Source organism: Alteromonas sp. LOR (genome assembly GCF_000753865.1).
Classification (GTDB): Bacteria; Pseudomonadota; Gammaproteobacteria; order Enterobacterales; family Alteromonadaceae; genus Alteromonas.
The window spans coordinates 108007-131805 of the sequence record NZ_JQFW01000014.1 but is presented as its reverse complement, the minus strand read 5'-3'; the positions used below and the strand labels follow the sequence as shown (position 1 = coordinate 131805).

Annotated in this window: 17 protein-coding genes and 1 pseudogene; 12 read left to right on the top strand and 6 right to left on the bottom strand. The window is 44.4% G+C overall.

Annotation, left to right across the window (positions count from 1 at the left end):
- Positions 1–361 (top strand): annotated as a pseudogene (tuf, locus tag JV36_RS0105345) (elongation factor Tu); the annotation flags it as partial.
- A 427-nt stretch (positions 362–788) separates the two neighbouring features.
- Here tuf and JV36_RS0105340 read toward each other — a convergent pair.
- A complete protein-coding gene (locus JV36_RS0105340) occupies positions 789–1766 on the bottom strand; it encodes a transposase (RefSeq protein WP_032095492.1) in 978 nt (325 codons plus the stop codon).
- A gap of 430 nt (positions 1767–2196) precedes the next feature.
- Between JV36_RS0105340 and JV36_RS0105335 the strand changes: the two genes are divergently transcribed.
- From JV36_RS0105335 to JV36_RS0105305, 8 genes are all read left to right on the top strand, one after another.
- On the top strand, positions 2197–4773 hold the full coding sequence (locus tag JV36_RS0105335; protein WP_032095493.1) for a sensor domain-containing protein: 2577 nt from the start codon (positions 2197–2199) through the stop codon (positions 4771–4773).
- 153 nt (positions 4774–4926) lie between these two features.
- Complete coding sequence (locus JV36_RS0105330) at positions 4927–6288, top strand: alkaline phosphatase PhoX (protein WP_032095494.1); 1362 nt, start codon at positions 4927–4929, stop codon at positions 6286–6288.
- 534 nt (positions 6289–6822) lie between these two features.
- Complete coding sequence (locus tag JV36_RS19680; protein WP_160173349.1) at positions 6823–6999, top strand: hypothetical protein; 177 nt, start codon at positions 6823–6825, stop codon at positions 6997–6999.
- A 97-nt stretch (positions 7000–7096) separates the two neighbouring features.
- On the top strand, positions 7097–7300 hold the full coding sequence (locus tag JV36_RS0105325; protein ID WP_235207777.1) for an ankyrin repeat domain-containing protein: 204 nt from the start codon (positions 7097–7099) through the stop codon (positions 7298–7300).
- A gap of 312 nt (positions 7301–7612) precedes the next feature.
- On the top strand, positions 7613–8665 hold the full coding sequence (locus JV36_RS0105320) for an aldo/keto reductase (RefSeq protein ID WP_032095495.1): 1053 nt from the start codon (positions 7613–7615) through the stop codon (positions 8663–8665).
- 554 nt (positions 8666–9219) lie between these two features.
- Positions 9220–10407 (top strand): hypothetical protein, encoded by a 1188-nt coding sequence (locus JV36_RS0105315; RefSeq protein ID WP_032095496.1) that lies wholly within the window; start codon positions 9220–9222, stop codon positions 10405–10407.
- 269 nt (positions 10408–10676) lie between these two features.
- Entirely contained in the window at positions 10677–12623 is a 1947-nt protein-coding gene (acs, locus tag JV36_RS0105310) for an acetate--CoA ligase (RefSeq protein WP_032095497.1), read from the top strand.
- A gap of 15 nt (positions 12624–12638) precedes the next feature.
- Entirely contained in the window at positions 12639–13283 is a 645-nt protein-coding gene (locus JV36_RS0105305; RefSeq protein WP_032095498.1) for a response regulator transcription factor, read from the top strand.
- Between the two features lie 35 nt (positions 13284–13318).
- Here the strand turns inward: JV36_RS0105305 and JV36_RS0105300 are convergent, their stop codons facing one another.
- The 4 genes from JV36_RS0105300 to rimK all read right to left on the bottom strand — a co-directional run bounded on the left by JV36_RS0105300 (position 13319) and on the right by rimK (position 16920).
- Complete coding sequence (locus JV36_RS0105300) at positions 13319–14386, bottom strand: amino acid ABC transporter substrate-binding protein (protein WP_152561523.1); 1068 nt, start codon at positions 14384–14386, stop codon at positions 13319–13321.
- Between the two features lie 73 nt (positions 14387–14459).
- Positions 14460–14894: an ATP-dependent zinc protease family protein gene (locus JV36_RS0105295; RefSeq protein ID WP_032095499.1), complete on the bottom strand. Its 435-nt coding sequence runs from the start codon at positions 14892–14894 to the stop codon at positions 14460–14462.
- A gap of 6 nt (positions 14895–14900) precedes the next feature.
- A complete protein-coding gene (locus tag JV36_RS0105290) occupies positions 14901–15932 on the bottom strand; it encodes a succinylglutamate desuccinylase/aspartoacylase family protein (RefSeq protein WP_032095500.1) in 1032 nt (343 codons plus the stop codon).
- Positions 15933–16014: 82 nt separating this feature from the next.
- Positions 16015–16920 carry a 30S ribosomal protein S6--L-glutamate ligase gene (gene rimK, locus JV36_RS0105285; protein WP_032095501.1) on the bottom strand — a complete coding sequence of 302 codons (906 nt, stop codon included), beginning with the start codon at positions 16918–16920 and terminating at the stop codon, positions 16015–16017.
- A 274-nt stretch (positions 16921–17194) separates the two neighbouring features.
- Between rimK and JV36_RS0105280 the strand changes: the two genes are divergently transcribed.
- Positions 17195–17815: a mechanosensitive ion channel domain-containing protein gene (locus JV36_RS0105280; RefSeq protein WP_032095588.1), complete on the top strand. Its 621-nt coding sequence runs from the start codon at positions 17195–17197 to the stop codon at positions 17813–17815.
- A gap of 18 nt (positions 17816–17833) precedes the next feature.
- Here JV36_RS0105280 and JV36_RS0105275 read toward each other — a convergent pair whose 3' ends face one another.
- The gene (locus JV36_RS0105275) at positions 17834–21286 is read right to left on the bottom strand and encodes a PAS domain-containing hybrid sensor histidine kinase/response regulator (protein WP_032095502.1); all 3453 of its coding nucleotides are present in this window, start codon (positions 21284–21286) and stop codon (positions 17834–17836) included.
- Positions 21287–21543: 257 nt separating this feature from the next.
- Here JV36_RS0105275 and JV36_RS0105270 point away from each other — a divergent pair, with 257 nt between their 5' ends.
- Together JV36_RS0105270 and JV36_RS0105265 are read left to right on the top strand one after the other, a co-directional pair.
- The gene (locus JV36_RS0105270) at positions 21544–21810 is read left to right on the top strand and encodes a DUF4212 domain-containing protein (RefSeq protein ID WP_032095503.1); all 267 of its coding nucleotides are present in this window, start codon (positions 21544–21546) and stop codon (positions 21808–21810) included.
- 4 nt (positions 21811–21814) lie between these two features.
- Entirely contained in the window at positions 21815–23521 is a 1707-nt protein-coding gene (locus JV36_RS0105265) for a sodium:solute symporter family protein (RefSeq protein WP_032095504.1), read from the top strand.
- Positions 23522–23799: the final 278 nt, after the last annotated feature.

Here is a 23799-nt window from a genome sequence, read left to right as displayed (position 1 = left end):
TGGTGTACTACTACGTGGTACTAAGCGTGATGACGTAGAGCGTGGACAAGTACTAGCTAAGCCTGGTTCAATCAACCCTCACACTAAGTTTGAAGCAGAAGTGTACGTATTGTCTAAAGATGAAGGTGGCCGTCATACTCCATTCTTCAAAGGCTATCGTCCACAGTTCTACTTCCGTACAACTGACGTAACTGGTGCTGTAGAGCTTCCAGAAGGCGTAGAAATGGTAATGCCTGGTGACAACCTTAAATTCAAAGTTGAGCTAATTGCTCCTATTGCGATGGACGAAGGTCTACGTTTCGCAATCCGTGAAGGTGGTCGTACAGTAGGTGCTGGTGTTGTTGCTAAGATCCTAGATTAATCTAGACTCTGCAAACACTGCACAAAAAAGCGCACTTAGGTGCGCTTTTTTTATGCCTGCGATTTACTAAAGAGACAGGCACTCCAACCTAGCCATTCCCGTAATTGCAGCCAGCTATTATCAATACACGGACAGCTGTTATTGAGACACGCATAGTAAGCACGCATGGCAAGCCAAAGCTACTAATTAAACAGTCGCAACATACAAGCCGCTATTGAGACAGGCATAAAGAACAATCAAAAAACGCCAAATATCGAGCGCTATTTATAAATTTAAATACGATAGAGGTGTGTTTTATTGGTCAAACAGGTGATGGAGCTAGGTTGAAACAGTATGATTTAGCGTAATGAAGCGAACTCTATCCTGCAGTCAATACACTATCAAAGTTCAACCCTATTACACTTATGTTGTTCGATGAGATATTAACCTACCCAAATAAGCGCATAGCATGGTGCTTCCCATGAACTCTCTGCTGCTTTCGGTTATGAGCATATTGTTCAAGTTTAATCACCTGGCCTGCCGCTTGTTTAAAACAAACTTCAAATTGTGTGGTTAATATCAACCACTTTTCATTACCAATATTAAGCCGGTCTAAAATGTTAGGTACTTTGTTGGGTATCTTGCCTCGCTTATTAGGGAAGGTGTAACGGCTAGTGGCATCGACCAACTGAAGATAGTCGACGAGGCTGAAAGGTAGACTATTCTCGCTATTCTGCTGAGGGCTATCTTTTAGCGGCATAAGGCGTTTCGGTATCTTGCCTGCTTTGGCAGCACGAATACGATACTGGATACTAGTATGCCTAGAGGTCTCAGGTGAAACAGCCAACTTCGCGCGCACTGGGTTTAGGTCAACATATGCCATACAGGCAGCAAGAGCGCCGTCATCTAATAGTGCTTGTGACTTGAACCGTCCCTCCCAAAAGTGTCCGGTGCACTCATCCTCTTTATTTGCGGCCCTAGCGATATATTCATTCAAGGCTCTCATAAACCAACTAATATCATATAAGCGCGCTCGCCAAATCTTCGCTGTGCTTTCCACGGACTCTATTTGAGCATCACTAAGGTCTTCTCTTGTTTCTTGTAAAGCATACCTCTGTGTTAATAAGGTTCCTTTGTATAGGGTGTGCCACCGTTGAATTACCTCATCTGTAGTGAGCCCCTGCGCCTTTTCTCTGCAAATATGCAGCACTAGGTGAGTGTGATTACTCATTACCGCATAAGCACACACATCAATGGTAAATACTTCACTCAGAGCATGAATACGATCTTCAACCCATTGACGGCGATGCTCGAAGCTTTGTCCTTGCTCAGAACCGCATAAAAACGCTCGGCGAACACATCTAGATACGCAATGATAATAGGGCGTGTCTGATAAACTGATTTGTGATTTTCTAGCTTTTGGCATCAAGTTTTCTAACTCTGGATTACTTAATTACTAGTGTGTATAGCTATCTAGGCTAAAGAAAGTGTATTGAGGTACAGTTTTGCTTATCTGAGTGTTTGAAAAATGACTGTCTCGATAAGTGACTTACGATGCCTGTCTTCATAAGTAGTCTCCATAAGTAACTGGGGGGAAGTAAGGTGGCAGGTTGGGTGCCTGTCTCAATAAGTATTAAGCTAAAAACTCCCTATTTAATATATAAGAATTCACTTAGTTATTGTTTGTATTAGTATTTTTGATGCCTGTCATTATTAATCAATTGACTGTGATACAGACTCTACTATTATACTACTAAAGGCTAAGGCATCGTTTTAGCGCTCTTCTGTGTCTTTCCATTCATCAACTCTACCAACATAAATGCGGTTAATTGGTTTGTGTTGAGTAATAGGCGGCTATGTTTTCGCATAATACGGTTTACGAAGAGGCTGAGTTTCGCAGTCTTGTTCGCAAATACAGGCAAGAATTTTTTGATGAGCTTGTAGAATACAACGCGTCGTTGAAAGCGGATTATTTACTGCTTGGTGTTCGAGACAACGACCGTGTTTCAGTGCTCATTGGCATTCAACAGCAGTCTGAAGCCAGCGAGCTGTTCGAGTATCCCTTGCAGGGCTCACCTTGTGAGCAGGTTTTACAAACCGGCGTATGTGCTTACTCAAGTGCGGTGTGCTCTCAATTTCCAGATGATGGCTCTCTTTCACAAATAGATGCTGAGGCCTATCTTGGCGCTGGGCTTTTCAATGAGCTCGGACGCAATGTCGGGATTTTGGTCGCTATTTTTAATTCACCTCAACCCGGCATCGAGCTTTATAAAGCTGGATTTCACGCAAACGCGAAGCTAATTGCTACGCGCCTACAAAAATATTACTTAGAAACCCGCACAATTAATAACTTATCGCTACTCGATGAGGTCAGCAGTCTCTCAAAAACTGGGGCGTGGGAATACTACCCACAGGATAAGAAGCTTTTTTGGTCTAAAGAAACCTACGCAATACACAATGTAACCATGAAAGTCTCAATCGATGTTGAGCAAGCGTTAACGTTTTATAAGCCAGAGTCTAAAGCTGCCGTTCAGTCGGCGTTTCACGAGTTGTTAGAGCACAACACGCCATACGATATCGAAGTGCAAATTATATCGGCAAATAACGATAAAAAATGGGTCCGCACCTCTGGCAAACACGAGTTAGACGACGAAGGAAATATACGTCGTTATTTCGGTGCCTTCGAAGACATCACAAATTACAAAAGCACTGTTTTACTTAGCGAAGAGCGGGCAAGCCGAATACAGAATATCCTCGACAGTATAAACGATGCGGTCGTAAGCATAGATTCAAAAGGCATAATTCTTCATTGCAACGACATCACGCTTAAAATCTTTGGCTATGATGATGGCGAACTTATTGGGAAGTCGGTTGAAATATTAATGCCCGAGCCGTATGCATCAAATCACGCCAGGTATATGGCGAGTTACGAGCGTACCGGAAACGCGCAAATTATCGGAACTGGCCGACAGCTTCCAGCAAAGCGCAAAGACGGTTCGGTATTTCAAATGGAGCTATCGCTGTCTGAAAGTACGGATTTAGGGGTAAAAATATATATCGGCGTAGTGCGCGATATTAGTGAGCGCATTGCCGCCCAGGATACCATCTATAACCTAGCCTATACTGACAGTGTCACTCATTTACGTAACAGCCAATGGTTTCAAAAAGAGTGCAAAGACTTAATCTTGCGGGCCGCCGTGCATGAAGAATATATGCATATTTTATTGCTTGATATGGACAATATGGCGCAAATTAATACCCGCCTTGGCTATTCTAATGCAAATAATGCGCTTCAAGCCATTGCTGAAAAGCTGTTGTTTATCATAGGTCATGAATATCATATTTATAAATTTGCGGGCGACAGCTTTATTATCATGTCTAAAAAGACCTATAAGAAAGCTGACATTTACCGTTTTGATACCAGCTTAATCGAGAACGCACTTATTAATCCTCGCCACTACGACATAGATACCGAAGATGGCAACTGGTCACTAAGTGCATCCCTGGGAAGCGCGGTATTTGAAGCCAATAAGCAAAACTATGAGCGCGTGATTAATGTACTAGAAAACGCGGTTAAGCGGGCTAAGAAATCAGCCCCATTCGGACTTTGCCATATTTCTGATGATGGCATGCAAGAGTTCGATCGCTACCTCGCCATCAAATCGCATTTACGCCAAGCCCTAGAGAAACAAGAGCTATCTCTATCGTTGCAACCCCAAGTGAATCATAAAGGGGTTACCACGTCGTTTGAGGCCTTAGTTCGCTGGCATTCTAGTGAGCTGGGTACAGTGAGCCCTGGCGACTTCATATCCATTGCAGAAGAAAGTCATATTATCTGCGACATTGGGAATTGGGTTATCGATGAAACTCTCAAAACCCTGAAGCAGTTTATCGCGCGAGGTTTAGACTTGTGTGTTGCTATTAATATAAGTGCCAAACAAATTGTACTGCCAGACTTTGCCTCTTCTTTGCTAGCAAGAGTCAATTATTATGGCATTCCTACCCAAATGATTATGTTAGAGCTTACTGAAACGGCGTTAGTAGTAGATATCGATACTGTTAAACATACAATGGATCAGCTCGCAAAATGCGGCTTCCGCTTTTCTATCGATGACTTCGGAACTGGCTATTCCAGTCTGGCCTATCTAAAAGAGCTTCCAATTAGTGAGCTAAAGATAGACAAAATATTCATAGATGATGTCGGTACACACAGCAATCACAATGGCTCGCCTATAGTTGATGCAATCATTGATATGGCAAGAGCCCTTAATGTGACATCCATTGCTGAGGGGGTAGAAACTCCAGAGCAAGTTGAATACTTAATCAGCAAAGGGTGTAATCGCTTTCAGGGATATTATTTTTCAAAGCCTATGCCTGTAGAGCACTGGCACAATACTAATCTGAGCACTAACCCCAGTACTAAGTTAAAGTAAAAATATACCACGTCAGTAATGATTGTTTTTGCCATCAATTGTTATACTATAACAATTGATGGCGATGATTTATGTGTACTTGTGAACTTAGGTCTTGCTTGTTGAGTGCTACCTTTCTACCTTTTTATCACGAGCATCTTTGGGGCGTTTAGTATGATTACACGGCGACAGTTTATGTTGGGCTCACTGGCTTTTGGTGGCCTTGCGTCAAGTGCGTTTGGCAAAAGCCAACTTAGCAAGGCAGTAGCTTCTGCAATGCCAATTTCAACGGGCTACGGCAACCTTGTCAAAGACAAAAACTCACTATTAGATTTGCCAGAAGGCTTTTCCTACCGAGTAATATCTCAATTTGGCGATGCCATGTCGGATGGCCTGAACGTGCCCGATAGAGCCGACGGTATGGGCTGTTTTGGCCTTGATGAAGAACGTGTCGCGCTGGTTCGCAATCACGAGCTACACCCTACACATATTGAAAAGCAGCCTCAGTCTATTCAACAGCATTCTCCGGCTTTAGCTTACGACTCCTATGGCGAGGGAAGTGGGTTTGAAGGTACTGCGCTGCCTGGGGGCACAAGCACTCTTGTCTATAATCTTTCAACTCACAAGGTTGAGCGGGAATTTATAAGTTTAAGCGGCACTGTGCGCAACTGCTCAGGCGGAATTACCCCGTGGGGTACATGGCTTACCTGCGAAGAGTCGGTAGATAAACCAAACGGCGTGGTAAGCAAAGACCATGGCTATATTTTTGAGGTGCCTGCCTCTGCCACATCGATGACGCAACCCGAGCCTCTAAAAGCCATGGGGCGATTTAATCATGAAGCCGCAAGCGTAGACCCTCGCACTGGAATGGTGTATCTCACTGAAGACCGAGGCGATAGTGTGCTGTATCGGTTTGTACCGAATATACCTGCTAAATTGGCAGATGGCGGCAAGCTGCAGGCCCTTAAAGTGGTCGGAAAGCCCCAGTTCGATTCACGAAATTGGAATAATCCGTCTATGGAAACAGGGCAGTGGTTTGATATTGAGTGGGTAGATTTAGATAATCCAGAAAGCCCAAAGGATGATCTTCGTAAACAGGCCTATGAGAAAGGCGCTGCGTTGTTTGCGCGTGGGGAAGGTATGCACTGGGGTGATGAAGAGTTATATTTTTGCTGCACCAACGGCGGAGAAAAACAGTTAGGGCAGGTAATGCGTGTGGTGCCATCACTTGATGGCAGTGCCGATAAACTTCAACTGTTCTTGCAAAGTGAAGATAAAAACTTGTACAACTTTGGCGATAATCTAACGGTGTGTCCAAACGGGCATTTACTAGTATGCGAAGACCAATACACCGATATAGTTGATAACCATCTTCGTGGGATAACCCCTGGGGGTGAGGTATATAACTTTGCTAAATTGCATGCACAAACCGAACTTGCCGGAGCCTGTTTTTCTCCTGACGGCAGCACTCTTTTTGTTAATGTTTATTCCCCTAGTAAAACGTTGGCTATCACTGGCCCCTGGCTTAGCAGTTAAGAATGAGACGTTAATGAATAACAGTTAAAGGGAAATCGCCAACGGATAGCAGTTAACGAGTAGCAGTTAACGTTTAGTAGGAAAGACTGCGCTTACTGTGGTCTGCCGTCACTTGCATTTACCTATCTCCCTAATATCTCCGCCGCTTTTATAATTTGTTATGGGATCGGCGTTTGAGACTGTAACTAATTTTGTGTCCAGCCTCTGTGCCAATACCCGCACTAACGCGCGCGTTCGTACACAAATATGCGCTCAAATTTATCAATTACTTAGCTTTAATCAGTTCCCATATAGTCCTTACCTAGCTCTTATGTGACTCAGGCTCAACTTGCTTTTTACTTTCTCGTTATTCTCTATTTTCCTTGCTGTCTCCTATTCTGCTTAGTACTCCCTACGTAATACCCCAGTTTATGAGGTTTCTCGATTAGCAAGTATCTTTACAATCTATTAAATCAATCTTATGAATCAGTTTTAGTCGTTTTAATAGTTTTTTTGAATTGATAATAATGCTCCTAACTTAACAAGGAGAATCAAATGACCACATTACTAAAAAAACTATCAACGGCGAACGGCCATCGTGTTTCCTCCACTACTAACCAATCTGTTCAAACACGATGCAACTACGCTGATAACTACTACGGCGACCAAGTTTGCGTTGAAGTTAAAAATACCCAATCCCGCATCAACATTCACGTAGGAGTTCAGCTGTGAGTACTTCATTAAAATCTACCTTATCTAAATTTATCTTAGGCGGCGTTACCGCTATCATGCTAGCGTTGCTAAACAACTCATTTTAGCCGATTGCCATGTGGATGAATCAAAGCAGCAGGGTCAAACAGCGTTAATGTTTGCAAGCCTGTTCGATCGTAAAGAGGTCATCGCTTCACTACTTGAAAAGGGCGCCAACCCTCATCATAAAGACAAATCGGGTAATTCAGTGGCAGATATCGCTATTTCTCAGGGAAACTACGACTTAGCTTCATCTCTTGTTGCTTCAAAAGAAAACAAATGATCTTTAAACTGTAACAGTCAGGATGCTCTAAATACCTATTCACTGTGCGAATCAGGCAAAAATAACGGTTTGCGGATCGCAATAGTCACCTTTACCGTACTGAATTTAGCTTTTATTCAGAGTTTTGCGACATTTCATCGAGCTTTTGCTAACGTTGCATTGTTTTTTAAACGCTCACAGCCAATATCAAATATGAATCTCACACCATGTGAGTTTACAGAATTAAAGTCTGCTCGCTGAGTTCACAATTTATATGAGCGCGCACCAGTTCAAGTGTACACTTTAAAGGCACAGTTAAAGGGTAATAAGAGAATGAAGTTTACTAGTTTAGGTTCAAGCGGCCTTCAGGTTTCCGATATATGTTTAGGAACAATGACCTGGGGTATCCAAAATACGCAGCAAGATGCCGATGCGCAGATGGCGATGGCCCTTGATGCGGGGGTGAATTTTATTGATACCGCTGAGATGTATCCTGTACCTCCTAACGCAGATACCTACGGCGACACAGAGCGAATTATTGGCAATTGGATTTCTCGTAATCAAGACGCACGCAAGAATATTGTGGTGATGACCAAGGTAGCAGGTGCAGGCTTAAAGTATATCCGAGAGGGTGGGCCAATAACGGCTTCTTCACTTACTAGTGCCCTTGATGAATCACTTACGCGTTTACACACCGACTATATCGATGTGTATCAGCTTCACTGGCCAAATAGGGTAACCCCGCACTTTGGCAAGCATTGGCCTGACAGTACAGACCCAACAACTATCGACCGCGACAAAGAAATCAGCGGCATGCGCAATATTCTCAAAGGCATAAAAGCGGCCCTTGATGCGGGCAAAATTCGTCACTGGGGGTTGTCTGATGATACGCCGTGGGGAATTCATACGTTTTTGCGTTTGTGCGCAGAAGAAAACGTGCCTTTACCTGTGTCTATTCAAAATGAATTTAGCCTGTTACACGCAAAAGATTGGCCTTATCTTATTGAGATGTGCCAGTGTGAAAACATTGCTTATTTGCCTTGGTCGCCCCTAGCCACGGGAATGCTCAGCGGAAAATATCACAATGGTGCACGGCCTGAAGGTTCGCGTTGGACATTGGCACAGCGAATGGGCTTATTCAGAGACCAACCTGCAGCGCAATCAGCTACCGAGCAGTACGTCAATATTGCAGAAAACGCAGGCATTACACCGTCGCAACTTGCTTTAGCATGGTGTCAGCAAGTACCGGGTGTTACATCTACTATTATCGGTGCAACTACACTCAAGCAGCTTTCTGAAAATATCGCAGCGTTTGATATTAAGCTAAGCGATAACACACTTAATGATATAAATAACGTGTTTAAAGCCTACCCCATGGGATTTTAAATCTACCCGCCTTACCTCGGTTAGCGCGCCTTGAATCAAGGCGCGCTAATTCATTTTTCTAACGTATTTACGTGCACTCCCCACGCTTTTCTAAGTTGAACCACTGCTTTTTGATAAATCGCTTGTCCTATTCTTAACTCTCACTGCTTCCTATCAATTTAAAAAATCAGCAATAAGGTCGGTGATTTTCTCTTTTTTACCTATGCTTATAGCCTTAGCCATTAACGCGTTGAAAAATCGTAATTTGTTTAATAGTGAAATCCGTAATGCGGTGTTTGAAGTTTTTAAATTAAACAGTGCGTTAGCTTATTTATACGTTAACTAAACGCTGTTTTGCCGCACAAGAAATCATAAGACTTTGGTCGCAACAACTATGATTTATAGAGTATTTTGCTTATTTTTAACCCACAATTGGTTTGTTGAATTTATGTTAATCGGAAGTTAATCCGCTACATGTTCAAACTAAATTATATATTCCCTGTGCTTACACACGTTCGCAGGGGCACCGAGCTAAGAATTAAAGTTAAACACTACAAATAAATTTGGAGAACCACATGCTTAATCGTGTTGCTGCATCGTGCGCACTTGTTTTGATATCTTCACCTGCTTTAGCCTTTGAGTTTAGTTTTAAAGGTATGATCAAACCCGAAATGGTAGCGTCTGATCAAGGCGTTGCCAGTTATGGCAGTGCTTACAGCCAAGTAGCCCCGACGCATGCGTTAAGAACCGATATATTCGGCGGTGCGCCAGCCACAGATCAACAAACTACGTTTCTTAGTTCTGATGCCACATCGTTTCAAGCGGCACAGTCACGTTTTTCGTTAAATATGAGCCATGAAAAAGTAAGAACGGTACTGGAATTTGATTTTATTGATGGTGAAGATGGCTTTACTAACCAAACGGCCATTCAGGCTCAGGAGCCACGACTTCGTCTAGCGACCTTATATTATGACTTGGACGAAAACTGGACGTTCTTTGGCGGGCAAAAGTGGAGCACTGCGGCAGGTATCAAATCAAGCGGTAGTTACAATTGGATAGGTAATGCTTATCGTGCCGGTAATTCTGGTTTCTTAGCAGTGGAAGTGGGTGCTACGTATAAAAATAATGGGCTAACGGTAACCGGTGCTCTAACAGGTAAGGGAAGAAATGCTACTGCTGGTGGTATTAACGCGAATGAACTTGGCAGCATGCCTGGTTTTGCAGTAGACGTAAACTATAGCTTCTCTGGTCATAAAATTGGCGCCGCGGGCCATTTCGCTGAATTGAATTTTGAAGACGAAGCTGGTTTTGCCTCGGGTGAAAACCAAGACGCTAACTTATTGAAAATGTATACCACATTGAATTTTGGGGCAGTGAGTGTAAACGCTGAATATTATACTGGTGAAGCGTTAAACAACCAAAATGCATTGGGTGTAGCTCCGTCTTCAGGTTTAAACGCGGCAGGCGAAGTAAGAGAAAGCTTTAGCGAGAGCGGCTTCTTTACGTATGTGACATGGAAACTCAATGCAGATTCTACGATTAAGGTGGGTTATGCCAGTGCCTCTGTCGACTCGGGTGACCGTGCTCGTTTATCACTCACTGATTTAAATGAAAACACCACCGCTTATATCAACTACGGCCATAAGATAACGGATAGCTTTACTGCGTTTGTTCAATTGACTAACTTTAATACCGAATACGGAAGCGATTTTGAAGACTTTTCGGCAAACGTTGGTCGCGCGGGAGTTGTCTTTAAGTTCTAACAGCTAAGACTAATTGCTAAATACCTACACCCGTTATTTCGTTACAGAAATAACGGGTGTAAAACATTGTAATTGCATATTTTTAGTGATTATCTTAAAAAAATTCACAGAACTAAAAAAACAAACAAGCGTCTACAGATGAACGTTGAGCAATAATTTTTCGATGAAAAAAGTCATTAAGACCAATGTCTCATTTTGCTTTATTGATTAATGACTAGAGTATTCCTCAATCAATCGAGAATTTAACATTATTAAATTGGAGGCAATCTATGACTGCCAGCAAGACTTATCCCGTACCAGAAAATATCCTTCAATCCACACATCTTACTGCGTCTCAATACGACGAAATGTACAAGAAGTCGATAGACGACCCTGAGTCATTCTGGGCGGAGCATGCTGCACTATTGGAGTGGTACGAAGCGCCAACAAAAATTAAAAATACGGTTTTTAACAAAAACGACGTATCGATAAAGTGGTTTGAAGATGGCGCGTTAAACGCGAGCTACAACTGCATCGACAGACATTTAGAAAAGAACGCCACTAAGGTTGCCTTTCACTGGGAAGGTGACTCTCCACAAGACAGCTTAGATATCACCTACCAACAGGTGCATTATGAGGTATGTAAGTTAGCAAATGCGCTTAAAGAAATGGGCGTTGAAAAAGGCGATCGCGTGGCGATTTACATGCCCATGGTGCCAGAAGCCGCTTACGCGATGTTAGCGTGTGCCCGCATAGGCGCAGTGCATTCGGTTATTTTTGGCGGTTTCTCGCCAAATGCCATTGCTGATCGTATTAACGACAGCGAAGCAAAAGTGGTAATTACTGCTGACGAAGGGCGTAGAGCGGGGCGCAGCATTCCTCTTAAAGCAAACGTTGATAAGGCATTGGCGAACGATGCATGTCCATCTATCACGCATGTCGTTGTGCACAAGCTGACTGGTGGCGATGTCGATTGGAACAGTAAGCACGACGTGTGGTGGCAAGATGCAATTGATAATTGCTCTGCGCAGTGTGAACCAGAGGTCATGAACGCCGAAGACCCACTATTTATTTTGTATACGTCAGGCTCTACTGGCACACCGAAAGGTGTAGTGCATACTACTGGCGGTTATTTATTGTATTCAGCCATGACGTTTAAATACGCCTTTGATTACCAAGACGACGACATTTATTGGTGTACTGCTGATGTTGGCTGGGTAACGGGGCACAGTTACATGGTCTACGGGCCTATGGTTAATGCAGCGTCACAGGTATTTTTTGAAGGCGTGCCTACATATCCAGACGTTAAGCGTATTGCGCAGGTGGTTGAAAAATATAAAGTAAATAGCCTGTATACTGCACCAACGGCAATCCGTGCGCTAATGGCCCACGGAGACACGCCAGCAGAGGGCTGCGACCTATCATCGCTGCGTTTGTTGGGCACGGTAGGTGAACCGATTAACCCAGAGGCATGGGAATGGTATCACCGCGTGATTGGTAAAGGCCGTTGCCCCATTATCGATACCTGGTGGCAAACGGAAACTGGCGGTCATATGATCCTTCCATTACCGGGTGCGACAGAGCTTAAGCCTGGTTCGGCCACTCGCCCTTTCTTCGGCGTAGCGCCAGCGCTATTTGATGCTGATGGCAATGAACTTGAAGGTGCCGCCGAAGGTAACCTCGTGATTAAAGATAGCTGGCCGAGTCAGGCTCGTACTGTTTATGGCGACCATCAACGTTTTATTAATACCTATTTCAGTGCATATGAAGGTGTATACTTCACCGGTGATGGCGCTCGTCGCGATGAAGATGGCTGCTATTGGATCACAGGTCGTGTAGATGACGTACTTAATGTTTCAGGTCACCGCTTAGGTACTGCAGAAATCGAGAGCGCACTGGTTGCGCACAGCAAAGTGGCAGAGGCCGCGGTTGTTGGCTATCCTCACGATATTAAAGGCCAAGGGATCTACGTTTATGTAAGTCCTATTGAAGGCGTAGAGGTTAATGATGCCCTAACCAAAGAGCTTAAAAGCTGGGTACGCCAAGAATTGAGTCCTATAGCCACACCAGATATTATTCAGTGGTCAACGGGGCTGCCGAAAACACGTTCTGGTAAAATTATGCGTCGTATATTGCGTAAAATAGCGGCAAACGAGCATGAGCAATTAGGTGATACATCGACGTTGGCGGATCCATCCGTTGTTGATACACTCATAGAGGAACGACTCAATAAATAATCAAGGAAAACGACAATGATAACGCTGTTAATCGCCGATGATCACCCGCTGTATCGCGATGCATTAAGAGGCGCTCTATCCTTGTCGCTGCCTTCCTTAACCCTCAAGGAGGCAGGAGACTTAATGTCTACGGTTGATATGCTCAACAAAGAGGATGTCGACCTGCTTTTACTCGATTTACATATGCCCGGCAGTAACGATCTGTTCGGGCTTCTTCATATTCGCAAACTGTATCCAGATATTCCTGTGGCCGTAGTATCGGGCACGGAAGATACTGCGTTAATATCTAAAATTATTGGTGTCGGCGCTTCCGGCTTTATACCTAAAACTGCCAGTGCACAGGACATCGGTAACGCCGTTGAAGCCATTCTCGATGGTGATATTTGGCTGCCTGAAGGGCTTAGTGAAAGTGTCGATGAAGTTGACGAGGCATTTTCAGAGCTTGCGGATAAGGTGGCCTCACTGACACCCTCTCAGTATAAAGTGCTGTGTTATATGCGAGACGGTTTGTTGAATAAACAGATTGGCTACAACTTAGATATTGCTGAAGCGACGGTAAAAGCCCACGTTACGGCTTTATTTAAAAAGCTTGGTATTAATAACCGCACACAAGCAGTACTCATTGCTTCACAGCTAGAATTAGAGCCCCCCTCACGCTAATAAAGCTGCGATATGGTGGCTCACGCTAAGGCTTTTTAACTCCGGTCTTCTTTAACTGGGCTCTCTAAAGTCGAGCTGTCCACAACTGAGCTCTCGACGACAGCGCTGTCTGCCGCAGTGCCATCTACAACAGTGCCATCTGTGGTTGAGCCATTTAACAACAGCTCAGCGGGTGCAAAAAGCGGAAGAAAGTTTTCTATCGCCTTTTTACTCTCTTTACTTAAAAGCGGGTTGTCTATACTAATTACAGTTCGCCCCTTCATAAGCGCTAGGCTTTGTTGATAGCCCTTATGTTGTTTTAATAACTGTTGGAATCGATGATTTTTTAACAGTTGTAATAAGCCTTCGGTTATTCGTGTAGCAAGCTGCTGGTTATTACTACCTACAAAGAAAAAAATCGGGCTAGGGTATGAAATAACAATATTGTCCTCAACAACAAGCCCCTTACTCAAGTCTTCGTGCTCCATTTCTTCTAACACTTCCATCACGCTTCGAGGAAACATATCAGCAAACCCTTCAGACACCATTTTAAACGACGCGCGATAGGTGGTTTCAAGCACCGGAATACCCGCCTTTCTAAAAATAGTAGTATCGGGCCAGTCATAGCCAAGCACCGCCCTAAACGCTTTAAGATCTGTAAGATCCATATCTTTTGAGAAGCGGGTGTCTTCAGCATTAATTAACAGCACGCGCTTGCCGAAGAGTCCAGCCATAATAGGAATACGGATGGGTAAAAAATAGGCTTCTCTGTCTGACGAGGTAACGCTCCACGTAATATCTAAAAGATCGTGTTCTAAACTTCTGAGCTGTCGGCGCTGAGGACTTTCTTGGCTACTGACTACGAATTCGAAAGTGCCGTAGTCTGCTTGCGTTACAAGGAGCGCTTCGGTGAGTAACTGCTTTGCGTGGGCGTAAATTGCATCTCTACCCGGATGCACGTTGGGTAGTCGTATTTTAGTGTGGGCAGCGCTTGCAGAGTCGTCATCTTGATTGGCGTTTGCGTGTGATACGAAGGTAAAAAGGGCACAGGCAAGTAGCGCAAAGACTATACGCGTTTGTAAAGATGAAAAAAGCAAAGCCCTGCCTGGCCGCCACATGTCCATTGCGATCTTTCCTTTGATAACAGCGCGCTGGCCTTTGCTATACAGTAACTGCTAGTAAAAAGGGGAGTGCGCTCTAGTCTTTTCCAGTGAGAAGGAAGTCGTATTCAGGGTCTACAATAAAGTGTCCAGCCATTCCCTCTCGGCCTAGTAACATAGAATATGTCATTTCCGAGCGGTCTGTCAGGGTAAGCTGTATATTCCACTGAAAACCGTCCATAACAATATCCGTTAATATAACATAGCGCTTTTCTCGGGTAGCGGTAGAACTTTTCACCTTTTTTTTGCCAAAAACTTTCGCTTCTCGCCTTACAACCGTATCTACATTGTAAATATCAGGGTGAATGTCGAAGCTAATCCATAGTTCATCGCCTTTGGTAAGCTCTTCAATATTATCCACATGTAAAGATGATGTGGCTGCTCCAGTGTCTACTCTCACGTTGAGTTCTGTAATAGCTAACTGGGGTAAATCACATAGCTCGACAGCACCAATAAGTTTTTTATTGTTCATTATTTTTTACTCTACAAGAGGTTCTTCACTAGGCAGCAGGTTGTCTTGGTAAAGCTCAACATGTTCTGCTACTTCGTTAGGCTTAGAGAAATAGGCAATGTGATATATGGCTTCACCCTCTTGGGTAAGCGGTATATTTTGCTTTCCGATTACAATGCCTTCGGCTGGACTGATAATACTGCCAACAAAGTTACCAAATGGGTCGGCAATGGCCGCTAATTTATCTCCCTTTTCAACGTGGTCGCCAAGCTGTGCCAAATGGGTAACAAATCCGCTTTCAGAAGCTCTTACCCAGCCGCTTTGTTGTGCGATGAAACGATTAATACTGTGACCTTTGCTGCGGCTTTTATTCAGCATGCCTAAATGCCGCATGGTATTAATAATCCCTTTCACTCCGGCCCGTATAGAAAATTCATCATAGCGAAGTGCTTGTCCAGCTTCATAAAGCAGAATCTTTACGCCACTGGTGCTAGCCGCCTCTCTTAGCGAGCCCTCACGTATTTCAGCATTTAGTAATACCGGTACGCCAAAAGCTTTTGCCATTTCCAGCACTTCCGTATCGTCCAAATTCGCTCGAATTTGCGGAAGATTGCTTCGGTGAATAGCGCCGGTGTGTAGATCTATTCCCACATCGCACTTACTTACTACTTCGTTAAAAAATAAATTGGCAAGTCGACCTGCTAAAGAGCCCTTTTTGCTACCGGGAAAGCTGCGGTTCAAGTCTCGTCTGTCAGGTAAATAGCGGGATTGATTCAGTACACCGTAAACGTTAACCATTGGTACTGCGATAAGTGTACCACGCAGTTTCTCAATGGCTTTTGAGCGAATTAAGCGGCCTACAATTTCTATCCCGTTGAGTTCGTCGCCGTGGATAGCTGCACTAACGAACATAATGGGGCCGGGGCGTTTGCCTCGCTTTACATAAACAGGAATGCTCATATTCGTCGCTGTATAGAGCGGTGGCATCTCAAGGTTTATTTTTTTGGTTTCTCCTGGGGCTATATCGTGTCCCCCAATCGTCAAAACGTTACTTACCACTCAGGTTTTTCCTTCACAGATGGCGTTGCAGCCTTAAATTATTAATTGGGCCAAATACCCTAATCATCACTTAACGACCTTCTTATCCTTTACCACGTGTTTTTGTTTTATGCGGCCCAGCGCTTTTTTCAATAAACGAGATGATCATAGCAGCGACGTCTTTGTTAGTCGCTTTCTCTATACCTTCTAAGCCGGGCGATGAGTTAACTTCCATGACAACAGGGCCATTGTTAGAGCGCAAAATGTCCACTCCACAACAGTTCAGCCCCATGGTTTTGGCGGCATCTATGGCGGTTTTGCGCTCTGCAGGGCTTAATCGTACTAAGCTTGCTTGGCCGCCGCGATGTAAGTTAGAACGAAACTCACCTTCAGCCGCTTGACGCTTCATTGCTGCTACCACTTTGCCGCCTACTACTAAACAGCGAATGTCACTGCCACCCGCCTCTTTGATGAATTCTTGCACCAGTATGCTGGCGTTTAGCCCCATAAAGGCTTCGATAATAGATTCAGCCGCATTGTGTGTATCTGCCAGCACAACGCCAATACCTTGGGTGCCTTCCAGTAATTTTATCACCACAGGAGCGCCACCAACGGTTTTTATCACGTCGTCTATTTTATCCGGGTGATGAGCAAAGCCTGTTCTTGGCATGCCAATGCCTTTACGAGAGAGCAGCTGTAAGGAGCGAAGTTTGTCTCGAGAGCGGCTAATAGCGACAGATTCATTAACACTGTATGTGCCCATCATTTCAAATTGACGAACGACTGATGTGCCGTAAAAACTCACCGACGCGCCTATTCGCGGAATTACCGCATCGTAATAGGGAAGCTTTCTTCCCTTGTACCTTACCGAAGGGCGGGCACTCGTAATATCCATATAGCAATGCATAGTATCAATAACATCAACTTCATGACCTTTAGCCTTGCCTGCCTCAACAAGGCGTGAAGTAGAGTAGAGTTTCGGATTTCTCGAGAGTATTGCAATACGCATTGATATATCAGCCTTGATAACGAAGAAGTGAGTTTGCTTACGAATTAACCGCACCGTTACATGGTACAAGTAAATGCGCAAGCTATTTAGGCGCGCATACTAATTGAGTCTGTAACGACTGTCTTACGATTTTTTCTTATGGTGGCGATTGTTTTTATTTTATGAAAGAGTAGCCCAATAACGGTAGCATGTCGAAAATGGCGGGATATTTGCCATAAACTTAGTAACGAATATTGACACTGATATGAGGGTTTTTGTGGAAAACGACGGGTTAATGATGGAACTGTTAAATGGGGTGTTGCGGTGGGCAACTGAGTACCAATCGAATATCGTGTTTAGCAGTTTGGTTTTGCTGGTTTATCTGGTGATGTCTAGAAAGCTGCTGCCAAAAATTGAAAATGATATTGCCAAGTCAAAGTTAAAATCTCATAGCGCATTAAAGGGGCTGTTTGCTGCGCGTGTGCTGGTGGCCACTGTTTCTTTGTGTTTACTATTGCTTGCTTGGGGTATCGACTTTTCAGGGCTACTTGTACTTTCCACGTCCATTATTACGGTAACCGGTGTTGCCTTATTCGCGAGTTGGTCGCTTATAAGTAATATTACCGCCTATTTTATTTTGCTCACCAATGTGTCCTATCGTAGAGGCAACTACCTACGCATTATCGATGGCGATAATTTTGTTGAAGGCTTTATAGCTGATATTGGTCCGTTTAGTACTAGGTTGGTGACAACGGAGCGCGAAACCATTATGTACCCAAACAACCTTATTCTTACTCGCCCTGTTATGCTAAACCCGAAGGTAAAGTGGAACAGCATAGGAAAAGTGGTGGTGAAAACTGACACACCTACTCCTAAGCAAGTAGACGATTCAAACCAAGCCAATGAAGAGCGATAGCAGATTCTCTAAACGCATCTAATCGCGCTCTACATTTTTGGCTTCTCGAATGTAGCGGGTCATGCTTTGCAGTAAGGCCCGCAGCTTCGCTGGTTTTAGCGGTTTAGCTAAAAAGTTGACTCCCTGCTCCTTGCATTGAACCACCAAGTTTTCATCGGGGGTCGCGGTAATCAGGGCCGCGGGTACAACCACATTCAGCGTTGTCCGAATAAGTTCGATGAGCGCCAAGCCGTTTTTCTCTTCCTCAAAGCTTAATTGATAATCCATTAAGAGAATTTGTGGCTTCACCGACACTGCAAGAGATAGTGCGTCATCCCAATTATTGGCGAGCGTTACGCTAACGCCCCATTTTTCAAGTAAGGTACTCAACGCATCTAAGTTTTCCCGCTGATCGTCTACACATAGTACTTTCATTCCGCTAAATGTGGTGTTTCTTGGTTTCGCGACTTGGGCAGAAGGACGTTTTGCCGCTACTTTTTCCAGCGTGAATCGAAAGCTACTGCCTCTGCCTAGGCGAGAAGTGACTTTAATTTCGCTGTTAAGCTGTAAGCTAAGTCGCCGTACGACACCAAGCCCTAATCCAAGACCGTGCTCTTTGCTTTCATTAGCCCGGAAAAAGTCGCCAAATATCGTGTCCAATTTGTCGCTAGAAATGCCAATGCCGGTATCCATGATATTAAACGTCACGGAATTGCCCACAGGTTTAACAATAAATAACACTCTGCCTTTCTCGGTATACTTCACCGCGTTAGACAGTAAATTTTGCAAAATCCGGTATAAGTAAGTTTTATCGGCTCGCACCCAGCATGGGCGAATTATTGCTTTAAGCTCCAGCCCTTTCTCTTTCGCTCGCATAGACATCTCATCCACAAGAGGTGAAAGCAGATTGCTAACGTCAACCGACTCAAAATCTGGCTTCATCTCGCCCTGATCAAGGCGCGCAATATCTAGCAACGTACCAATAAGCGCTTCGCTGGAAGACACACTATGACTGAGCTTTTGAATGATCGTATGTGTTTGCTCTGACAAGTCTTGTTCTTCCAGTGCGCTTACGTATAGCTTGGCCGCATTGAGTGGCTGTAATACATCATGGCTGGCAAGGGCTAAAAATCGCGTCTTACTTGCATTGGCATCTTCTGCAGCTTTTCTTGCTCGAATTAACTCTTTTTCAGCACCAGCGCGCTTTTCAATTTCAAGGCGAAGCTCGGCATTAATGGAATGTACCTCTTCGGTACGCTTCTTAATTCTGGCTTCAAGATCGATATTAGACTCTTCAAGGGCCTGCTGAATTTCTACGTGACCGGTAATATCATTGAAGCTGGTTACAAAGCCACCACCAGGTAGCGGGTTACCCACCATTTCTATCACTCGGCCATCTTTTCGCTGGCGGGTGAATTTATGGGGCATGCCCGAGCGCAAGTGCTCTAAGCGCTTTTCTACTTCGGCTTCAACATTGAAAGTGCCAAACTCACCCTGAGCCGCGTTATAGCGAATAAGACGTTCAATGGGCACGCCAACAGCAAGTAAGTCGTCAGGGTAGGGATACAGGTTTGAATAGCGCTTGTTCCACGCGACTAAATGAAGATGTTTGTCGACAACACTTATCCCTTGGTCCATATTTTCAAGGGAGGTGAGTAGGGCGGTCATATTAAACTGCATGGCTTGGGTGGTGTCATCAAAGAAGTTGATGATCTCAGTGAAGTCCATTTTTTTACCACGCAAGGCGCTATCAAGAAGCACTTTTGCGCTTGATGCACCAATTACCCCCCCTAGCGCTCGCTCGCAGAACGATAAGAATGACTCATCAGGAGTATCTTGCTCATTCAGCTGACAGTGATTAAGCGTCTGATATTCATCAACAAGCTGTACGCATCTGCCCGAACCCATAAACGTGGACAGTAGCGTGGTTAAGTCTGACACTCTCACGTTTGCTACCTGGGTTTTTATGGTGTTGCTGGCAGACATAGTAGGCGACACGAAGGCTTCTGCCTGAATGCGATCGATAAGTCGCTGAGGCGCAAACCAAGAAAAAAGCACGTACATAAACGCATTGGCGGCTAAACTTATCATTGCTCCTTGGCTAATCAGTTCATTTTGTTCAAGCCTTGATACTTGGTCGCTCACAATAGGCAGCACTAGCCACAAAACCCAAATAACCAAGCCAATCATTAACCCCGCATACACACCGTGAGCATGGGCTCGTTTCCAATATAAGCCGCCTACAATGGCCGGTAGTAGTTGAATAACCAATGAAAAAGCAATTAGACCTATAGAGTGCAGGGAGCGGCTGCTGGTCATTTGCTGGTGGTATAAAAAGGCCATTAGCAAAATAAAGGCGATAACCACCCGCCGAATTAGTCTAATGCGGCGTGAAATATCTCGTTTTTTGTCTGTGTCTTCGGTCAGTGCCAGTATGCGCGGTAGTATTACGTCGTTTGTTAGCATAGTGCTGAGCGTAAGCGTTGCTACAATAATCATCGCAGTGGCAGCAGACAAACCGCCAACAAAAACAATGACTTGTAGTAGGGCAGACTCTGAAAACATGGCCAGTGATAACACGTACGAATCGGGCTCGATGCCGGTACCTGCAAATATGGCTTTACCGGCAATGGCGATAACCGGAATAACCGCTGAAATAATAATGAGATAAAGCGGAAACAGCCAGCGGGCGGTGCGTAAATGGGACAAGCTTAAATTGTCGATAATCGCTACGTGAAACTGCCGTGGCAAACACACGATGGCGGCGGCTGCCATTATGGTTTGAGCAATAAATGTAAATGAGCTAAAAGTAGACAAGGCTGCTTCGTTTAAAAAGCTTTCAAAAAAGGGCCCGCTTTGTGTGGTTTTCCAGGCGCTATAGCCAACAAACGCCACCAAAACCAGTGCGAGCAATTTCACCGACGACTCGAAGGCGATAGCTAGCATTAACCCTCTTCTATATTCAGTGACATCCGTTTGGCGGGTACCAAAATAGATGGCGAAAACTGCAATAAAAGCCGTTGCCGCAATAATAATAATGTCGTTTTTAGGTTGCTGGGTCAGTAGCTGAAACGTATTGCCAACTGCTTTGAGTTGCAGCGCGATATAGGGAATGGTGGCAAGTAACGCGATGAGTGTAACGACCAACGCCACTGTTTGGCGCTTTCCGTAACGAGAAGCAATAAAGTCAGAAATAGTTGTGATGTGCTGCTTTTTACTTACCAAAGTCAGCTTATAAATAAACTTATAACCCACCACATATACCAAAATGGGGCCGAGCATAATAGGCAGATAAATCCAGGTATCTCTGCTTGCCTGTCCCACCATGCCGAAGAACGTCCACGCAGTGCAGTAAATAGCCAATGCAAGAGAATATATCGCTGGGTGTGAGGTAAGCGCCCGCGCCGTTGGCGAGTTCTTTTCGCCCCAGCTTGCTAGAGAAAAAAGTAAAAATAGATACAGTACCGCTAGTGTAACCCAACCAAAAACCATAGCCTTTCCATTAACTAAAAATTTACAACTCGATGCGTATTATACCTATTGAGACCATCGTCTACCTACGACCATGGTCTCATTTTTAAATATTTCATGCAGGTCTAAAGTGATATCCAACCTCCTATAGGCTTGGCTTCGCTGCTTTTGGTGAATGTTGCTTGCAATGTGAAATCAGTAGCGACAATGTAAAAAAGTTAAGCGTTAGGAAAATGTAAAAAAACAACAACCGATTAACCTGACGTGGGGACGGAACAATGTCTTTTAGAAATAATGATGACCAAAAAGCATATTGGAAGGAGAACCTAGCTCTCCTTTTTAAACTTTTAGTCGTTTGGTTCGCTGTATCCTTTGGTGCCGGCATTTTGTTTGCCGATGCATTAAACAACATCCAATTCTTTGGTTTCAAACTGGGCTTCTGGTTTGCACAACAAGGTTCCATTTTAGTTTTTGTTGCTCTTATTTTTGTGTATATGGCGAAAATGAGCGCAATGGACAAACGTTACGGCGTAGAAGAGGAATAATACGATGGATGTTCAAACACTCACCTTTATCATTGTAGGCGCTACTTTTGCGCTGTACATTGCCATTGCGATTTGGGCCAGAGCCGGATCGACAAACGATTTCTACGTCGCTGGCGGCGGTGTTCCACCTGTACTAAACGGCATGGCAACTGCCGCAGATTGGATGTCAGCTGCATCATTTATTTCCATGGCCGGTCTTATCTCTTTTATGGGATACGACGGTGCCGTTTATCTTATGGGTTGGACAGGTGGTTATGTTCTGCTCGCGCTTTGCTTAGCACCTTATCTTCGCAAATTCGGAAAATTCACTGTACCCGATTTTATTGGAGACCGCTACTACTCACAAACAGCGCGAACCGTTGCAGTATTTTGTGCCATTTTCGTCTGCTTTACCTATGTGGCCGGGCAGATGCGAGGGGTCGGCGTTGTATTCAGTCGATTCTTAGAAGTTGATATTGTTACCGGCGTTGTGCTTGGTATGGTTATCGTCTTTTTCTACACCGTACTAGGTGGTATGAAAGGTATTACTTACACGCAAGTTGCACAGTTTTGTGTGATGGTATTTGCCTATGTAGTTCCTGCGGTATTTATTTCTATAATGGTAACCGGTCATATCCTTCCTCAAACTGGGTTTGGCGCCACACTGGCCGATGGGTCGGGTATGCATCTGCTGCAAAAGCTCGATAATTTATCCACCGATCTCGGGTTCCATGAATACACGACAGGCACGAAAAGTACGATTGATGTGTTCTTCATTACCTTTGCACTTATGGTAGGTACGGCAGGTTTGCCACACGTTATTGTTCGCTTCTTCACTGTTCCTAAAGTACACGATGCACGTAAATCAGCGGGTTATGCACTAGCGTTTATCGCCATTGTTTACACCACTGCACCGTCTCTTGCTGCTTTCGCTCGCGTTAATATGATTGAAACCATAAACGGCCCTGAGCTTACAGGTACAAGCTATGAAGAAGCACCATCGTGGATTAAGAACTGGGAGCAAACCGGACTTATCGAATTTAACGATAAGAATGGCGATGGCGTCATGTTCTACTCTGGTGATGAGCGCAACGAAATGACCGTCGACCGTGACATCATGGTACTGGCGAACCCTGAAATTGCGAATTTACCGGCTTGGGTTATCGCTTTGGTGGCCGCTGGTGGTGTTGCCGCTGCGCTTTCTACCTCAGCTGGCTTGTTACTCGTAATTTCCACGTCGGTATCTCATGACTTACTGAAACGAAACTTCGCGCCAGATATTACGGATAAGGCAGAGCTATTTTATGCACGATTGGCCGCAGGTGTCGCCATCGTCATTGCCGGTTACTTTGGTATTAACCCGCCCGGATTCGTTGCGCAGGTGGTCGCTTTTGCCTTCGGCTTAGCAGCGTCCAGTTTCTTCCCTGCGATTATTATGGGTATCTTTAGCAAGCGTATGAATGACAAAGGTGCAGTTGCGGGTATGCTATCTGGTATTGCCTTCACCGCGACGTACATTATCTACTTCAAGTTTGTGAGTCCTGAGGCGAATATACCCGACAACTGGTTGTTTGGTATCTCACCTGAAGGTATCGGTACACTGGGTATGATAGTTAACTTTGTGGTGGCATTCCTTGTCTTCAAAGTGACAGATGAAGCACCAGAGGAAATCCAAGAGTTGGTTGAAAGTATTCGCTATCCTAAAGGAGCAGGCGAGGCCTCTGCACACTAATGAATGAAAAACATTCGTAAGAAGATGCATTAGTACAATGGAAAACCAACCTTCTAACAGTGTTTAGTGGGTTGGTTTTTTTCTTTTGTGCAAATGCCCCTTTCTTTGATGAATTAATCAATTCACTAAAGAAAGAGGCATAGTCAGAAGCGGCGGCAGAAGTATCAACAGCCCCGGAGGTAAAAGCCAGATGCAAAAGTCAGAGGTAAACCCTTGATGTAAAAATCAGAGGTAAAGACCAGATTTAAAGAAAGGCGCTGCGCAACTGAAAGGCCAAT

Bases quoted from the DNA above. Each gene is read 5' to 3' on its own strand.
- JV36_RS0105330 (WP_032095494.1), top strand. From the start codon at position 4,927: ATGATTACACGGCGACAGTTTATGTTGGGCTCACTGGCTTTTGGTGGC.
- JV36_RS0105300 (WP_152561523.1), bottom strand. From the start codon at position 14,386: ATGGACATGTGGCGGCCAGGCAGGGCTTTGCTTTTTTCATCTTTACAA.
- JV36_RS0105335 (WP_032095493.1), top strand. From the start codon at position 2,197: ATGTTTTCGCATAATACGGTTTACGAAGAGGCTGAGTTTCGCAGTCTT.
- JV36_RS0105275 (WP_032095502.1), bottom strand. From the start codon at position 21,286: ATGGTTTTTGGTTGGGTTACACTAGCGGTACTGTATCTATTTTTACTT.
- JV36_RS0105320 (WP_032095495.1), top strand. From the start codon at position 7,613: ATGAAGTTTACTAGTTTAGGTTCAAGCGGCCTTCAGGTTTCCGATATA.
- rimK (WP_032095501.1), bottom strand. From the start codon at position 16,920: ATGCGTATTGCAATACTCTCGAGAAATCCGAAACTCTACTCTACTTCA.
- JV36_RS0105315 (WP_032095496.1), top strand. From the start codon at position 9,220: ATGCTTAATCGTGTTGCTGCATCGTGCGCACTTGTTTTGATATCTTCA.
- JV36_RS0105265 (WP_032095504.1), top strand. From the start codon at position 21,815: ATGGATGTTCAAACACTCACCTTTATCATTGTAGGCGCTACTTTTGCG.
- JV36_RS19680 (WP_160173349.1), top strand. From the start codon at position 6,823: ATGACCACATTACTAAAAAAACTATCAACGGCGAACGGCCATCGTGTT.
- JV36_RS0105295 (WP_032095499.1), bottom strand. From the start codon at position 14,894: ATGAACAATAAAAAACTTATTGGTGCTGTCGAGCTATGTGATTTACCC.
- JV36_RS0105270 (WP_032095503.1), top strand. From the start codon at position 21,544: ATGTCTTTTAGAAATAATGATGACCAAAAAGCATATTGGAAGGAGAAC.
- JV36_RS0105280 (WP_032095588.1), top strand. From the start codon at position 17,195: ATGATGGAACTGTTAAATGGGGTGTTGCGGTGGGCAACTGAGTACCAA.
- JV36_RS0105340 (WP_032095492.1), bottom strand. From the start codon at position 1,766: ATGCCAAAAGCTAGAAAATCACAAATCAGTTTATCAGACACGCCCTAT.
- acs (WP_032095497.1), top strand. From the start codon at position 10,677: ATGACTGCCAGCAAGACTTATCCCGTACCAGAAAATATCCTTCAATCC.
- JV36_RS0105305 (WP_032095498.1), top strand. From the start codon at position 12,639: ATGATAACGCTGTTAATCGCCGATGATCACCCGCTGTATCGCGATGCA.